The organism is Corallococcus sp. BB11-1, from assembly GCF_026626625.1.
GTDB lineage: Bacteria > Myxococcota > Myxococcia > Myxococcales > Myxococcaceae > Corallococcus > Corallococcus soli.
In genome coordinates this window covers 69,561-84,553 of sequence record NZ_JAPNJY010000035.1, presented here as the reverse complement: position 1 = coordinate 84,553, position 14,993 = coordinate 69,561, and the positions used below count along the sequence as shown (strand labels likewise).

The 14,993-nt window shown below is 69.1% G+C and carries 13 protein-coding genes; 6 read left to right on the top strand and 7 right to left on the bottom strand.

The features are described 5' to 3' along the window. On the bottom strand, positions 1-1,041 hold the full coding sequence (locus tag OV207_RS29550; RefSeq protein WP_267558415.1) for a prepilin peptidase: 1,041 nt from the start codon (positions 1,039-1,041) through the stop codon (positions 1-3). Positions 1,042-1,262: 221 nt separating this feature from the next. Between OV207_RS29550 and OV207_RS29545 the strand changes: the two genes are divergently transcribed. The 4 genes from OV207_RS29545 (at position 1,263) to OV207_RS29530 (ending at position 4,658) form a co-directional block, all read left to right on the top strand. After that, positions 1,263-1,889 carry a prepilin-type N-terminal cleavage/methylation domain-containing protein gene (locus tag OV207_RS29545; RefSeq protein WP_267558730.1) on the top strand — a complete coding sequence of 209 codons (627 nt, stop codon included), beginning with the start codon at positions 1,263-1,265 and terminating at the stop codon, positions 1,887-1,889. Positions 1,890-2,012: 123 nt separating this feature from the next. Next, positions 2,013-2,933 (top strand): pilus assembly protein PilG, encoded by a 921-nt coding sequence (locus OV207_RS29540; protein WP_267558414.1) that lies wholly within the window; start codon positions 2,013-2,015, stop codon positions 2,931-2,933. After that, entirely contained in the window at positions 2,914-3,894 is a 981-nt protein-coding gene (locus tag OV207_RS29535; protein WP_267558413.1) for an ABC transporter ATP-binding protein, read from the top strand. The genes OV207_RS29540 and OV207_RS29535 overlap by 20 nt, the downstream gene beginning before the upstream one ends. Beyond that, a complete protein-coding gene (locus OV207_RS29530) occupies positions 3,891-4,658 on the top strand; it encodes an ABC transporter permease (RefSeq protein ID WP_267558412.1) in 768 nt (255 codons plus the stop codon). The genes OV207_RS29535 and OV207_RS29530 overlap by 4 nt, the downstream gene beginning before the upstream one ends. A gap of 24 nt (positions 4,659-4,682) precedes the next feature. Here the strand turns inward: OV207_RS29530 and OV207_RS29525 are convergent, their stop codons facing one another. The 6 genes from OV207_RS29525 to OV207_RS29500 all read right to left on the bottom strand — a co-directional run bounded on the left by OV207_RS29525 (position 4,683) and on the right by OV207_RS29500 (position 13,083). Beyond that, the gene (locus OV207_RS29525) at positions 4,683-6,116 is read right to left on the bottom strand and encodes a sigma-54-dependent transcriptional regulator (protein WP_193349302.1); all 1,434 of its coding nucleotides are present in this window, start codon (positions 6,114-6,116) and stop codon (positions 4,683-4,685) included. After that, positions 6,113-7,681: a two-component system sensor histidine kinase NtrB gene (locus OV207_RS29520; protein WP_267558411.1), complete on the bottom strand. Its 1,569-nt coding sequence runs from the start codon at positions 7,679-7,681 to the stop codon at positions 6,113-6,115. The genes OV207_RS29525 and OV207_RS29520 overlap by 4 nt, the downstream gene beginning before the upstream one ends. A 28-nt stretch (positions 7,682-7,709) precedes the next feature. Beyond that, positions 7,710-8,966, bottom strand: coding sequence for a type II secretion system F family protein (locus OV207_RS29515; RefSeq protein ID WP_267558410.1), 1,257 nt, complete (start codon positions 8,964-8,966; stop codon positions 7,710-7,712). A 54-nt stretch (positions 8,967-9,020) separates the two neighbouring features. Then, positions 9,021-10,133 carry a type IV pilus twitching motility protein PilT gene (locus tag OV207_RS29510; RefSeq protein ID WP_120539785.1) on the bottom strand — a complete coding sequence of 371 codons (1,113 nt, stop codon included), beginning with the start codon at positions 10,131-10,133 and terminating at the stop codon, positions 9,021-9,023. Between the two features lie 40 nt (positions 10,134-10,173). Next, the gene (pilB, locus tag OV207_RS29505; RefSeq protein ID WP_120610751.1) at positions 10,174-11,874 is read right to left on the bottom strand and encodes a type IV-A pilus assembly ATPase PilB; all 1,701 of its coding nucleotides are present in this window, start codon (positions 11,872-11,874) and stop codon (positions 10,174-10,176) included. 282 nt (positions 11,875-12,156) lie between these two features. After that, positions 12,157-13,083, bottom strand: coding sequence for a bifunctional riboflavin kinase/FAD synthetase (locus OV207_RS29500; protein WP_267558409.1), 927 nt, complete (start codon positions 13,081-13,083; stop codon positions 12,157-12,159). An 80-nt stretch (positions 13,084-13,163) separates the two neighbouring features. On the opposite strand from OV207_RS29500, the gene trmB reads away from it, so the two are divergent. Together trmB and OV207_RS29490 are read left to right on the top strand one after the other, a co-directional pair. Continuing rightward, complete coding sequence (trmB, locus tag OV207_RS29495) at positions 13,164-13,784, top strand: tRNA (guanine(46)-N(7))-methyltransferase TrmB (RefSeq protein ID WP_193349299.1); 621 nt, start codon at positions 13,164-13,166, stop codon at positions 13,782-13,784. 144 nt (positions 13,785-13,928) lie between these two features. Then, positions 13,929-14,972 (top strand): diguanylate cyclase, encoded by a 1,044-nt coding sequence (locus OV207_RS29490; protein ID WP_324291579.1) that lies wholly within the window; start codon positions 13,929-13,931, stop codon positions 14,970-14,972. The last annotated feature ends 21 nt before the right edge of the window (positions 14,973-14,993 follow it).

The window sequence follows — 14,993 nt, the reverse complement described above, 5'->3', positions numbered from 1 at the left end:
TCACTGCGTCCCCCCGAGCATCATCGCTACCTCCAGGGGCAGCACGCGGGACAGCCACGGCCCCAGCAGCATCACCTCCAGCCCCGCGAGCGCCAGCCACGGGCCGAAGGGGATGTTGGTGGGGCCGGGCACCCACTCCTCCTCCTCCCCCGTTTCATCCAGCGGTGCGTCCGGGATGGGCTGGAAGAGCAGGCAGGGGATCACCAGCGCCAGCCGCTTCCACCAGGGGAGCCCCGGCTTCGTGAACTCCCACGTCATGGTGGACGGGGGCTCCTCCGCCTCCTCCGGCGCGGCCTTGGACGGATCCGCCTTCTCCTGCTCCGCGCTGGCGGGGCCCGCGCGGCCCGTGAGCGCCAGCAGCACCACGCCCACGACGGCGCCCTGGAACGACGAGAAGAAGAGGATGCCCAGCAGCGACTGCCAGCCCAGGAACGCGCCCAGCAGCGCGACGAGGAACTTGTCCCCGCCGCCCAGCGCCTCCTTCTTGAAGGCCTTCCACCCCACGTACTCCATCATCCGGAAGGTGAGGAAGCCCACCGCCATGCCCACCGCCGCGTCCACCACCGCGTCCGTGCCCAGGGGGATGGCCAGCACCACCCCCGCCACGATGCCCGGCACGGTGAGGGAGAACGGGAGGATCCAATGCTCCAGATCAATGAAGGTGAGGGGCACCAACAGGCACACGAGCACCAGCGCGGGCACCAGCGAATACGTCCAGTCGAAGCGCTTGAGGCACGCGAGGAACAGCAGGCCCGTGAGCAGCTCCACCAGGACGTAGCGCGGGGAGATGGGCATGCCGCAGCCCCGGCACTTTCCGCGCAGGCCCAGCCACGACAGCACCGGGATGTTCTCGTACCAGGACAGGACGTGCCCGCACTTCGGGCAGCGCGACCCCGGCCGCACGATGCTCAGCCCTTCCGGCACGCGCGCGATGACGACGTTGAGGAAGGAGCCGAAGCACAGGCCCAGGAAGAACAGGAAGAGGATGAAGAGGGGCTCGGCCCAGCCCGGCGCGTAGGTGAACGTCACGGAACCGGGCATCCTACCTGTCACTTCCAGTGCTGGCGACTTCGTGTCGGACGACGAAAACCGTCAGCGTCAGTGACAAAAATTGGCAGGCCGGCAGGCGTGCCGCCCCTGTGGTGGCCCGCCCCCTGAGGGAATCCCGGGGGTTGGCGGATTGTTCGCGGTGGCACTCTTCGTGCTAAGAGTTCCCCCGTCGTCCCAACCCCCCTCTGCCTGCCGCGGAGTTCCAAAAAATGATGAACCGTCTCTTCCGGAAGAAGGGTGGCTTCACCCTCATCGAGCTGATGATCGTGGTCGCCATCATCGGCATCCTGGCCGCCATCGCCATCCCGAACTTCATCCGCTTCCAGGCGAAGTCCAAGCAGTCGGAGGCGAAGACGAACCTGAAGGCCATCTTCACGGCCCAGAAGGCGTACTTCGGAGAGAAGGACAAGTACCAGGTGAACTTCACGGTCATCGGGTTCGATCCCGAGGCCGGCAACCGCTACAGCTACGGCCTGGCCCCGGGCTGCGCCGCCGCCGTGAACGCGACCCCCGCGACCCGTCGCGCTGGCGCCATCGCCGGCTGCATTGGCCAGGACGCGCTGAAGTTCCCGGCGCCCCCGGACGCCGCGGACGCCGTCAGCCAGGTGGGCGTGAACCCCACCCTCGAGGACTGCCCGAACTGCTACTTCAACGCCTCGGCGATCGGCAACGTCGACAACGATCCCGAAGGTGACACCTGGGGCATCACGTCCGGCACCGTCGCCGGTCAGGCCACCGTCCAGAACGCCTGCGGCATCGACGAGGACACGCCGAACGGCCTGAACCTGGTCGCCGGCGAGCCCACCAACGCGTTCAACGACGTGAGCTGCGGCGGTTAATTCGCTGCACGCCGTGCGAGCCTGCCGGGTCCGCTTCATTTGATTCACCGAAGCGGGCGCGGCATGGCACAATCAACGGGGCGCCCGGGCATTTCGGGCGTCCCGTTGTCGTTTCGAGAGGCCATGCGAAAGCTGCCCCTGTTGCGATTCGTTCCGGGCCTGCTGCTGGTAGCCCTGCTGTCAGCGCCGCCCGTGCCGCCGCGAAGGCAAGGCGGCGGGCCCCTGCTTCCCCGTCCTGATCTGCTCAATGCGCTCTTCACCGCGCAGAAGGGCCTGGTGACGGACTACTTCTGGATCCTCATGCTCAACCGCATCGGGAGCGCGGTCCGGCCGGAGGAGTACCGCCACATCTCCGACTACGCGGAGCTGGTCACGACCCTGGATCCGAAGTTCCGGCAGGCGTACCTGTACGGGGGCCTCACGATTCCGGTCTACGTGGGTGGGGGCCGGTACCTCAACACCGAGGAGTCCACGGCCCTGTTGCGCAAGGGCGTGGCGAACATCTCCCACGACCAGCCCCTCACCTTCCAGCTTGCGTACAACCTGATGTTCTTCGAGCGGAAGTACAAGGAGGCGGCGGACCTCATCCGGGAGATGTCCCGGTGGGAGGGCGCCCCGGCCTACTACGGCCCGCTCGCGACGCGGCTGTACGCTCAGTCGGGTGACTTCGACGCGAGCATGTCGCTGACCGTCGCCCTGCGTGACAGCGCGGAGGACGAGGAGTCGCGCGCCTTCTACGAGCAGCGCATCCGGGAGATCCAGCAGGAGCGCGTGCTGAAGGGAATCGACGCGGCCATCGCGCGCTACCAGGCCCGCGAGGGCCGCCTGCCCGACACGCTGGGCGCGCTGGTGACCGCGGGCGACCTGCGCCAGCTGCCAGCCGACCCCCTGGGCGGAGAGCTCTTCCTGGGTCAGGACGGCCGGGCCTATTCCAACGCCTCCCGGTTCCGGCTGGAGCTCATCGAGGATCAGAAGACCGAAGCCGGAGAGCGCATCGTCCCCAAGCCCCGAGCCACCACGAGCCATGACGACTCCCAACCCTGACGCTCCTCCCATCCTGGCCCAGGGGCTCGCCAAGACGTACAAGGTCGGCTTCTGGTTCAACCGCACCGTGCGCGCCCTGCAGTCGCTCGACCTCCAGGTGGGCGCCAGGCAGATCTACGGCCTGCTCGGTCCCAACGGCGCGGGCAAGTCCACCACCATCAAGATCCTGATGAACCTGGTGCGCCCCAGCAGCGGGGTGGCGCGCATCTTCGGCCAGCCGGTGGATGAGGCCTCCACGCGGCGGCTGGTGGGCTTCCTGCCGGAGAACCCCGCCCCGTACGAGTACCTCACGGGCCGGGAGTTCGTGACGCTGGCCGGGCAGTTGGCGGGCCTGAGCGGCCAGGAGCTGGACGTGCGCGTCAAGGAGGTCCTGGGCTCGGTGGAGATGGCGGGCGCGGAGAAGCTGCAGATCCGCCGCTACTCCAAGGGCATGGTGCAGCGCGTGGCGCTGGCCCAGGCGCTGGTGAGCCGGCCGAAGCTGCTCATCCTGGACGAGCCGACGAGCGGCCTGGATCCGCTGGGCCGCCGGCAGATGCGCGACCTCATCCTGGCGGAGCGGGAGAAGGGCACCACGGTCCTCTTCTGCAGCCACATCATCCCGGACGTCGAGTCCCTGTGCGACCGGCTGGCGGTGCTGGTGGGCGGGCGACTGGTGCGCGAAGGCAGCGTGCGGGAGCTGGTGTCCGCGCAGGTGCCCACCGTGGAGGTCGTGGTGGAGGGGCTGGCGCCGGACGCGGTGAAGGGGTTGGGCGTGCCCCTGGAGTCGCTCCAGGCGCTCGACGGCCGCGTGCTGTTGCAGGTGTCGGACGTGGACACCCAGCGGCTCTTGAGCGGCGTGCTGGGCGCCGGGGGCCGGGTGAACCAGGTGCAGCCGGCGCGGTTCTCGCTGGAGCAGCTGTTCATGAACGCGCTCAAGGAGTCCGGGCGCGCGTCCACCGTGGGCGGGGAGATCAATACATGAGCGCCTTCAGCGCGATGATGTGGAATGGCTTTCGCGAGGCGCGCCGCAACCGGGTGACGGTGGTGGTGGGCGTGTTCGCCGCGGTGGTGCTCTTCTCCTCCACGCTGGTGACGGAAGTCACCGTCACCACGTTCGACCGCGTGCTGACGGACTTCGGCCTGGGGATGATGAGCATCATCCTCGTCTTCCTGGCGGTGTTCCTGTCGAGCAGCCTGCTCAGCCGTGAAATCGAGCGGCGCACCATCTTCCTGGTGGTGAGCAAGCCGGTGTCGCGCACCCAGTTCCTGCTGGCGCGGCTGGCGGGCACCATGCTGACGCTGGGCGTGCTGCTGGTGGCGATGACGCTCGTCTTCCTGCTTCAGCTGGTGATGTTCGGCGCGAACATCACCTCCACGCAGCTGCTGGCGAGCGCGGGCCTGTGGTTCGAGCTGCTCGTCATCAGCAGCGTGGGCATCCTCTTCTCCAGCTTCGCGGGCCCCGCGGTGTCGGCCATCGCCACCACCGGCATGTACTTCACCGGGCACCTGACGAATGACCTGTACGCCATCGCCAGCCGTTCGGAGAGCGCGTTCGTCCAGATCGTGGGCAAGACGCTCTATTACGTGCTGCCCAACCTGGAGCGGGTGAACTTCCGGCCGCAGGCCACGTACGCGCTGCCGGTGGACGCCAGCACCTTCCTGTCCGGCGCGGCCTACAGCGTCGCGTGGGCGGGCGTGCTCATCGCCCTGGCCACCGTCATCTTCGAGCGGCGCGACTTCCGCTGAGCAAGCCCGCCCGGGCCGGTGGCTTCAGGCCCGGGGCGTCGGCTCGTCCAGTTCGTCGGTGAGGCCGTGCTTGGCCAGCCGGTAGCGGAAGGAGCGGAAGGACAGCCCCAAGAGCTCCGCGGCGCGCGTCTTCACCCCTTGCGCCTGCTTGAGCGCGGCCAGCAGGTGACGCCGCTCGCTGTCGTCCAGGTGGCGCTCCAGGTTGAAGCCCGGCCCCATCGCGGGCTCACCGCCCTCGCCGGTGCGGGCCTGGGGCTCCGCCTCGCCGCGCACCGTGGGCGGCAACGTCGTGGGCCCCAGCAGGTCCGAGTCCGACAGCGTGGCCGCGCGCTCCACCATGTTCTGCAACTGGCGCACGTTGCCCGGGAAGGCGTAGCGCTCCATCAGCGCCAGCGTCTCCGGGGCGAAGCGCAGCGCCGGCCGGCCCAGTTCCTCGGAGAGCCGCGCCAGGAAGTGGATGGCCAGCGGCGGGATGTCGTCCGGGCGCTCGCGCAGGGCGGGCAGCTCCAGGGTGATGACGTTGAGCCGGTAGAAGAGGTCCTCCCGGAAACGCCCCGCCTTCACCTCCGCCTCCAGCCGGCGGTTGGTGGCGGCGATGACGCGCGCGTGGAAGGGGATCTCCGCCGCGCTGCCCACGGGCTTCACCTTGCGCTCCTGCAACACGCGCAGGAGCTTCACCTGCGTGGACAGGGGCATCTCCCCCACTTCGTCCAGCATCACCGTGCCCTCGCCCGCGGACACCAGCAGGCCCGGACGCTCGTGCGTGGCGCCGGTGAAGGAGCCCTTCATGTGGCCGAACAGCTCGCTCTCCAGCACGCCTTCGTTGAGGGCGCCGCAGTTGAAGGGCAGGAAGGGCTGGGCGGCCCGCTGGCCGCGCAGGTGGATGGCCCGGGCCACCAGCTCCTTGCCGGTGCCGCTCTCCCCCGTCACCAGCACCGTGCTGCGCCCCGGGGCCACCTTCTCCACCAGGTGCCACAGCGCGCGCATGCGGGGGCTGGAGCCCACCATCAGCCCGCCCAGGCCCGGCAGCAGCCGCTCCTTCAGCGTGCTGTTCTCCTGGCGCAGCGCGCGCTTCTCCAGCGCCTTGTGCACCAGCTGCCGCAGCTCCTCGTTGTCGAAGGGCTTGCAGATGTAGTCGTAGGCGCCCTCGCGCATGGCCTCCACCGCGGAGGACGGCGTGCCGAAGGCGGTGATGAGCACCACCTCCGGCGGCTCCTTGCGCGCGCGCGCCGCCCGCAGCACGTCCAGCCCGCTGCCACCAGGGCCCAGCTTCATGTCGGAGATGACCAGGTCCACGGAGTCCCGGGCCAGCACCTCGCAGGCGGCCGCCACCGCGGGCACGCTCGTCACCGCGTAGCCGTCCCGCACGAGCAGGATCTCCAGGTACTCGCGCATGGACAGCTCGTCGTCCACCACCAGCACGTGGCCGCGCGGGCCGCCTTCGTGGAGCGCGCTCACAGCGGCAGCCCCACCAGGAACTCCGTGCCTTCGGTCGGGTGCGACGTCACGCGGATGGTGCCGCCGTGCGCGCGGATGAGGGAGTGCGCGGTGGACAGGCCCAGCCCGGTGCCACCGCTGCGGGTGGTGAAGAACGGCTCGAACAGGTGTCCCATCATCTCCTCCGTGATGCTGCCGGCCGAGTCCCACACCCGAATCTGCGCTTCCTGGTCCGCGTGCGCCAGGGTCACGCGCACCGTGCCCCGCGCCCCCGCCGCCTGACAGCCGTTGCGCACCAGGTTGATGAGCACCTGGCGCAGCTGATCCGGATCCACCGGCGCCGTCAGCGGCTGGGGCACCCGCACCTCCAGGGCCACCTCGCGCGTGAGGGGGTCCGCGCGCAGCATGTCCACCGTCTCCGACACCAGCGTGTCCAGGGCCACCGGGCGGCGCTGCGGCTGGGGCGGGCGGGCAAAGCGCAGGAAGTCCTCCACCAGCCGCGCCAGCCGGTCCGATTCACGCGTGAGGATGCCGGTGAGCCGCTGCACCACCGCGTCCCCCGACTGCTCCTGGGCCAAGAGCTGCGCGGAGCCGCGCATGGAGGCCAGCGGGTTGCGCAGCTCGTGCGCGAGCTGCGCGGAGAGCGTGCCCAGGCTGGCGAGCCGGTCCGTGCGCTTCAGGTCCTCCTCCATGCGCCGCAGGTCGGTGAGGTCCTGGAAGACGATGAGCAGCGCGCCCGCCTCACCCTCCAGGGGTGACACCGACAGGCCCAGCACCCGCTTGCCGCCCGGCGTCTGCACCGGCAATTCGCCCCGGATGGAGCGCGGCGCCAGCGCGGACACGCCCGGCAGCAGCTTCTCCAGGGGCTGCCCCACGCACGCGAGGGCGTCCTCCTGGAGGATGCCGCTGCCCGCGGTGTTGAGGAAGGTGACGTTGCGGTGGACGTCGCAGGTGACGAGCCCCGACGGCATGGAGGACAGGATGAGCTGCTGAAGCCGCCCCAGCCGGCGCAGGTCCGCCTCGCTCTGGGACAGCGCGCCGCCGGCGGCGGACAGCTGGCGCGACAGGTAGCCGGACAGGACGGCGATGAGCACCAGCGCCAGCGCGTTGCTGCCCAGGACGAAGAGCACCCGCGAGGGCGACACCATGACGCTGCCCAGGGGCGTGGTGAGCCGCATCACCAGCAGGAGCGCGGTGAAGGCGAACGTGGACACGGCCGCGGCCACCAGCGCGCCGCGCCAGTCCAGCACCACCGCCGCGCCGATGACGGCCAGGCTGTAGAGGAACGTGAGCGGGGAGTCCGCGCCGCCGCTCAGGTACACGAGCCCGGTGGCGATGAGCACGTCGCCCACCACCTGCACCGTGGCATCCAGGCGCCCGGCCGTGCCCCGGCGCAGCCGCAGGCCCGTCACCACGGTGAGGAGGTAGGCGCCCGCGATGACCGCGAACGACAGCGAGTCCGCGCGGCTGGGCTCCTGCACGGGCTGGGTCATCAGCCGCACCACCGTCACGACGAGCGACAGGCTCGCCGCCACGGTGCGGAACAACACCAGCCACACCAGGCGCGAGCGCAGCCCCGGGGCCACGCTTCGCGCCGTACTTCCCACGACCGCGTTACTTGATCGCGCCGGCAAGCGAGAAGATGGGCAGGTACATGGCGATGAGGAAGCCGCCGACCACGCCGCCGAGGAACACCATCAGGATGGGTTCAATCAACGACGTCAGGTTGCTGACGGCCGTGTCCACTTCGTCGTCGTAGAAGTCGGCGATCTTGTTGAGCATGGTGTCCATGGCGCCCGTCGCCTCACCGACGCCAATCATCTGCACCACCATGGAGGGGAACACCTTGGTCTCCAGCAGGGGACCGGCGATGTTCTTGCCTTCCGAAATCTTCCCGCGCACGTAGTAGATGGCCTCTTCCACCGTGCGGTTGCCGGCCGTCTTCGCCGTCACGTCCAGGGCGTCCAGGATGGGCACGCCGGAGGAGATCATCGTGCCCAGCGTGCGCGTGAAGCGCGCCACCGCCACCTTGCGGAGCACGTCGCCGAACAGGGGCAGCTTGAGGAACGTCTTGTCCCAGAACTTGCGCCCCCGGGGCTGGCGGTAGCTCCAGGTGAAGGCGAAGACGAAGGCGCCAATGCCGAAGACCGTGTGGAAGAAGTACGCCTGGGCGAACTTCGACATGTCCACGACGACCTGCGTGGGGCCCGGCAGCTGCGAGCCGAAGTCCGCGAACATCTTCTCGAAGACGGGCGTCACCTTGAGCAGCAGCAGCGCCGTCACGCCGATGGCCACCATGATGACCACCGTCGGGTAGGTCATGGCGCTCTTGACCTTGGCCTTGAGCTTCTCGGCCTTCTCCCGGTAGGCGGCGAGCCGGTTGAGGATGGTGTCGAGGATACCGCCGACCTCGCCTGCCGCGCACAGCTGCACGTAGAGCTCGTCGAAGACCTTGGGGTGTTCCTTGAGCGCGTCCGCGAAGGTGCTGCCCTGCTCCACCTTGTTCTTGATGGCGAACACCACCTTCTTGAAGGCGGGGTTGTCCATCTGGCTGGCGAGGATGTCCAGACACTGCACCAGCGGCAGACCTGCGTCGATCATCGTCGCGAACTGACGGGTGAAGATGAGGATGTCCTTGCCCGCGACACCCCCCATCCCGGGGATGGAGATCTCCACGTCGAAGCCGCTCTTCTTGCGGACCTTCGTCGGGTTGAGGCCCAGGGACTTGAGGCGGGCGTTGACCGCCTCCACGTCCATGGCCTCCATCTCGCCCTTCTTGTTCTCCCCGCTCTTGGTCTTCGCCTCCCAGAGGAACTGGGCCGTGTTCTTCTTGGACGCTGACGCCTTCTGCTGGACCGCTGGTGCTGCCATACCTGGACCTCCGGGGAGGGCGCGAGTCTAACCCGCGAAATTCACGACGGAAAACTAACGGGCACCCGCTCCCCCGGCCGGCCGCTGGGCGCCACCCTGCCCGGCTCCCGTCGCGAGGATGTTGCGCAGCTCTTCCGGGTCGGAGGAACGGCCGAAGGCCTCGTCCTGGGAGATGAGCCGACGCGCCAGGAGCGCGGCCAGCGCCTGGTTGAACGTCTGCATCCCGTACTTCGCCTGACCTACCTGCATGGACGAGTAGATCTGGTGGACCTTGTCCTCGCGGATGAGGTTCCGGATGGCGGGGTTGGGGATCATGACCTCCAGGGCCAGCACGCGGCCCGGGCCACCGACCTTGGACACCAGCGCCTGGCTCATCACGCCCTCCAGCACGAAGGAGAGCTGCGCGCGCACCTGCGGCTGCTGGTACGGGGGGAACACGTCCAGCACGCGGTTGATGGTCTGCACGGCGCTGTTGGTGTGCAGCGTCGCGTAGCAGATGTGGCCCGTCTCCGCGATGGTGAGCGCCGCTTCGATGGTCTCCAGGTCTCGGAGCTCACCGACCAGCACCACGTCCGGGTCCTGGCGGAGGATGTACTTGAGGGCCGTCTTGAAGTTCTTCGTGTCCGCGCCCACTTCGCGCTGGTTGACCAGGCAGTTCTTGTGCGGGTGCAGGTACTCGATGGGGTCCTCGATGGTCATGATGTGCTCATGACGCTCGGTGTTGATCTTGTCGATCATCGAGGCCAGCGTGGTGGACTTGCCGGAGCCCGTGGGGCCCGTCACCAGGATGAGGCCGCGCGGCTTCTTCACCAGCTCCGCCACCACCGGCGGCAGGCCCAGCTCCTGGAACGTCAGGATCTTGAAGGGAATCGTGCGGAAGGCGCCGGCGACGGCGCCACGCTGCATGAAGATGTTCGCGCGGAAGCGTGACAGGCCCTTCACGCCGAACGACAGGTCCAGCTCGTTCTCCTCCTCGAACTTGTGCTTCTGCGCGTCCGTGAGGATGGAGTAGCAGAGCTGCTTCGTCTCCACGGGGGTGAGCGGCGCCGTCTTGAGCGGGACGAGTTCACCGTCCACGCGCAGCTGCGGCGGCGAGCCGGTGGTGATGTGGAGGTCGGAAGAGCCCTTCTCGACCATCGCCTTGAGGAGCTGGTGCAGGTTGGCCACGGATGCGTGTCCTGTCGGGGTGAAGAAGTGAGGAAGTGCCTTAGAAGCGGTCCGGCGCGGTGTTGCCCACGACCTCTTCGAGCGTCGTCATGCCGTCCATGAGCTTGCGCAGCGCGCTCATGCGGAGGCTGCTCATGCCCAGCCGGATGGCCTCCTGCTTGAGCTCCGCGGCGGAGCCGCCGTTGATGACCAGCTCCTTGAGGCCGTCCCAGAAGGGCATGACCTCGTAGATGGCCACGCGGCCCCGGTAGCCACGGTCGTTGCAATCGCGGCAGCCGACCTTCTCGTACATCGTGAAGGTGCCCATCTTGTCCGGCGGGATGCCGGCGTCGATGAGGGCCTGCTCGTCCACCTTCTCCGCGGGGCGCTTGCAGGCGGGGCACAGGCGGCGGGCCAGACGCTGGGCGAGGATGAGGTTGAGCGACGCCGTCACGAGGAACGGCTCGATGCCCATGTTGAGCAGACGGCTGACGGTGCCGGGGGCGTCGTTGGTGTGCAGCGTGGAGAGCACCAGGTGGCCGGTGAGCGCGGCCTTCACGCCGATCTCCGCCGTTTCGAAGTCGCGGATCTCACCGATCATGATGATGTCCGGGTCCTGGCGCAGGAACGAGCGCAGGCCGGCGGCGAAGTTCAGGCCGATGTCCTCATGCATCTGCACCTGGTTGATGCCGGCGAAGTTGAATTCGACCGGGTCCTCCGCGGTGCAGATGTTGGTGCCCACGTCGTTGAGGCTGGCGAGCGCGGAGTACAGCGTCGTCGTCTTGCCGGAGCCCGTGGGGCCCGTCACCAGCACCATGCCGTAGGGCCGGTCGATGGCCTCCTTGAACCAGGCCAGGGGCGTGGCGTCGAAGCCCAGCTTGGTCATGTCGAGCTGCAGGTTGCTCTTGTCGAGCAAGCGCATCACGACCTTCTCGCCGAAGAGCGTGGGACACACGCTCACGCGGAAGTCCATCTCCTTGCCGCCGCCGATCTTGATCTTGATGCGGCCGTCCTGCGGCAGGCGGCGCTCGGAGATGTCCAGCGACGCCATGATCTTCAGACGGCTGGTGATGGCGTTGCGCAGCTTCATGGGCGGGCGCATCACCTCGTACATCACGCCGTCGATCCGGAAGCGGACCCGGAAGTCCTTCTCGTACGGTTCGATGTGGATGTCGGACGCGCGCTTCTTGATGGCGTCCATGAGGATGAGGTTCACCAGCTTGACCACGGGCGCGTCGTCCGCGGCCTTGGCCATCTCGTCCAGGTTCTCCTGCTCCTCCTTGGCGACCTCGATGTCGTCGCCCACGTCGCCGACGATGTCCTCCATGGAGGGGCCCTTCTCGGCGTAGTACCGCTCGATGGCCTCCCGGATGGAGATTTCGGACGCGACGACGGCTTCGATGTTGTAGCCGGTGAGGAACTTCAGGTCGTCCACCGCGAAGATGTTGGACGGGTCGCACATGGCGACGATGAGCGACGGGCCCGCGCGGTTGACCGGGATCACCAGGTGCTTCTCGGCCACTTCCTTGGGCACGAGCTTGATGATGTCCGGATCAATGTCGAAGTCCTTCAGATTGATGGCGGGCACGCCGTACTGCTTCGACAGGAAGTCGGTGAGCTTCGACTCCTCGATGGCGCCCGTCTTGATGAGGGCGGTGCCAATGCGCGCGCCGCTCTTCTGCTGCTCCTCCTGCGCCTTGCGGAGTTGCTGGACGGAGATGAGGTTCTCGCGCACCAGCAATTCACCGAGTCGACCGGACATTTCTGGGATGCCTCTTTGAGCGTGAGGAGGGGACGGCCAGACCCCCGGCCAACGCGGGGACCTTGAGGGGGATGAGGGCGTGCGACAGGGGCCTGACGCCCTGGCACGGATCCTCACGGATTAGAGGAAACCGATGCGCGGCCTGTCAAGGCGCCCCCGCGTGCCTCCTTGCTGTCCGCTGCCGCCTGCCCCGCCCGCGCCGTCCTCCACCCAGGAAGGCGTCCGGCGTGGCGGAAAAAGGGAAGGGGGTGTGCCCACCCGGCCGTCACGGGCCGGGCGCCGTCAGCCGTCGTCGCGGGCCACCACGGTGCGGGCGGCCTCCACGTCGCGCTTGATTTGACCCACCAGCTCCGCGGCGGAGCCGAAGCGCTGCTCGGGCCGCAGGCGCTCCAGGAACTGCACCCGCAGCTCCTTGCCATACAGGTCGCCGGTGAAGTCCAGCAGGTGCGCTTCGATGGTGACCTCCGTGCCGCCGAAGGTGGGCTTCACCCCGATGTTCGCCGCGCCCGGCCGCCACGGGCCGTCCGCCTCCGAGTGCAGGCGCGCGCGGATGGCATACACCCCGGGCGCGGGCCGCAGCTCGTTCTGCGTGTCCACGTTGGCGGTGGGAAAGCCGATGGTGCGCCCCCGCCCCGCGCCGGCCACCACCGTGCCGTCCAGGTCGAAGGGGCGGCCGAGCAGGCGCCTGGCCGCGCTCACGCGGCCCTCCAGGATGTACTCGCGGATCCGCGAGGACGAAGCGACGACGCCGTCCACGTGCACCGGCTGCACGACGTGGACGTGGGCGCCCCGCCTGGCCGCGGCCTCGCGCAGGGTGGTGACGGTGCCGGCGCGGTGGGCGCCGTAGGTGAAGTCGCTGCCCACCACGACGTGGCCCACGCCCAGGGTGTCGAGCAGCGCGGACTCGAAGTCCGAGGGGGTGGTGCGCGCGTAGTCGCGGGTGAAGGGCTGCACCACCACGGCGGACAGGCCGCGGGTGGCGAGCAGCTCCAGCTTGCGCGGCAGCAGGGTGATGAGCTTGGGCGCCAGGTCCGGCTGGAGCACCTTGCCCGGGTGGGGCTGGAAGGTGAGCGCGGACGCGGGGGCGTGGCGCTGGGCTTCGGCGAAGAGGGCCTGGTGGCCCACGTGGACGCCGTCGAAGTTGCCCAGCGCGACGGCCTGCCCCTGGAGGTGGCGGCCTGCCTCGGACACCGACTGGAAGACCTTCATGGGGCTTCCCTATACCACCCCGCGCGCTTTTGCCCTGGCCAACCCACGCGGCTCCATGGTTAGAGGCGCCCGCTCCCGCCATGCGCCCTGCCCTGCTCCCCGAACCGGTCGGCCTCAAGTTCGTCCCCCTGGAAACGCCCCCGGACTGGGACGCGGAGTTCGGTTTCACCGGGCCCCTGGAGCTGGAGATCGGCTCGGGCGCGGGCGGGCACGCGCTGGAGTACTGCCGCAGGAACCCCTCCGTGCGCTTCATCGCCTTCGAGTGGCGCAAGAAGTACGCGCGCGACACGCAGATGCGCGGGGAGAAGCTGGGCCTGAAGAACCTGCGCGTCATCGAATCCGACGCGCGCTTCGTGGTGCCGCGCATCATCGCCCCGGGCTCGTTGGACGTCATCCACCTCCAGTTCCCGGACCCCTGGTGGAAGCGCTCGCACGCGAAGCGCGCGGTGGTGCAGCCGGACTTCGCGAAGCTGATGCTGGGCCTGCTCAAGCCCGGCGGCCGCTTCGACATGCGCACCGACGTGCAGGACCGGGGCGTGGCCATGCTGCGCATCCTGGAGGAGGCGGGCTTCCACAACCCGTTGGGCCTGGGTGTCTTCCATCCCTACGACCCGGAGGAGGTGCCCTCCACCCGCGAGCGGCGCTACCTGGCGTCCGGTGAGCCCGTCTACCGCGCACGGCTGGTGAAGTCCGCTCCGTAGACCGGCCAACGTCCTGGCGTGTCCCCACCGCGCGGCCCTTGGCAGCGCCCGGCGGGCCGGGTCACAATCCGCCCCGTGAGGTCCCTGGAGCCGGGGACACGCGTGACGTTGGCGACGACCGCACTCCAGGGGGGCGGGCACCTCATGCCGGATGCCGAGAGGAAGCGGATGCTGGAGGTCGCCCGGAGGAGCGGGCCCGCGAATGACTTCTCCGGCCGCACCGTGCTCATCGTGGACGATGATCCGGCGCAGGTGAAGCACGTGCGCGAGGGCCTGGCCCCGCACGGCTACGTCTTCAAGGAAGCGCTGGACGGGGCGCAGGCGCTGTCGGCCATCCGCGCGGGCCGGCCGGACCTCATCGTGATGGACGTGGAGATGCCGGGGCTGGGCGGCGTGGAGGTGTGCCGCATCGTCAAGGCGAACGCGGGCGAGGGCGGCTTCGGCTTCATCCCGGTCATCCTGATGACGGCCCGGCAGGCGGCGGGCAAGGTGGAGGGGCTGGAGCTGGGGGCGGACGACTACCTGGTGAAGCCCTTCGACATGCTGGAGCTGGGCGCGCGCGTGAAGTCCATGCTGCGGCTCAAGGCGCTGCAGGACGCGCTGGTGGAGAAGAACCGGGAGCTGGAGTGGGCCAACCGGGAGCTGGACCGGCGCCGGCAGGAGCTGCTGGCCCTGAGCCGCACGGACGCGCTCACGGGCCTGTTCAACCGGCGCTACTTCGAGGAGCGCTTGAGCGAGGAGTTCATCCGCTCGCGCCGCTACCGCTCGCCCCTGTCGCTGGTGATGCTGGACATCGACCACTTCAAGAACATCAACGATTCGTTCGGCCACCCGTTCGGGGACGAGGTGCTGCGGGCGGTGGCCCAGACGGCCCGCGCGACGCTGCGCGAGGTGGACCTGCTGGCGCGCTATGGCGGCGAGGAGTTCATCGCGCTCCTGCCGGAGGCCGCGCCCCAGGACGCGCTCCGGGCGTGCGAGCGGGTGCGGGAGGCCATCGAGAAGCTGGAGCTGCCCTGGCAGGGGCCCGCCGGGGTGACGCAGGTGGTGAAGCTGACGGCCTCCCTGGGGGTCGCCACCGTGCCGTCGGACGACCTGCCAGGCACGGAGGCGCTGCTGCGCGCGGCGGACGTGAGCCTGTATTCCGCCAAGGGCACCGGCCGCAATCGCGTTCATCAGCACGCGGCTTGACGCACCTCGCGCTTCCCCACG

Bases quoted from the DNA above. Each gene is read 5' to 3' on its own strand.
- trmB (WP_193349299.1), top strand. From the start codon at position 13,164: ATGCGCCCTGCCCTGCTCCCCGAACCGGTCGGCCTCAAGTTCGTCCCC.
- OV207_RS29545 (WP_267558730.1), top strand. From the start codon at position 1,263: ATGAACCGTCTCTTCCGGAAGAAGGGTGGCTTCACCCTCATCGAGCTG.
- OV207_RS29490 (WP_324291579.1), top strand. From the start codon at position 13,929: ATGCCGGATGCCGAGAGGAAGCGGATGCTGGAGGTCGCCCGGAGGAGC.
- OV207_RS29535 (WP_267558413.1), top strand. From the start codon at position 2,914: ATGACGACTCCCAACCCTGACGCTCCTCCCATCCTGGCCCAGGGGCTC.
- OV207_RS29550 (WP_267558415.1), bottom strand. From the start codon at position 1,041: ATGCCCGGTTCCGTGACGTTCACCTACGCGCCGGGCTGGGCCGAGCCC.
- OV207_RS29530 (WP_267558412.1), top strand. From the start codon at position 3,891: ATGAGCGCCTTCAGCGCGATGATGTGGAATGGCTTTCGCGAGGCGCGC.
- OV207_RS29500 (WP_267558409.1), bottom strand. From the start codon at position 13,083: ATGAAGGTCTTCCAGTCGGTGTCCGAGGCAGGCCGCCACCTCCAGGGG.
- OV207_RS29540 (WP_267558414.1), top strand. From the start codon at position 2,013: ATGCGAAAGCTGCCCCTGTTGCGATTCGTTCCGGGCCTGCTGCTGGTA.
- OV207_RS29515 (WP_267558410.1), bottom strand. From the start codon at position 8,966: ATGGCAGCACCAGCGGTCCAGCAGAAGGCGTCAGCGTCCAAGAAGAAC.
- pilB (WP_120610751.1), bottom strand. From the start codon at position 11,874: ATGTCCGGTCGACTCGGTGAATTGCTGGTGCGCGAGAACCTCATCTCC.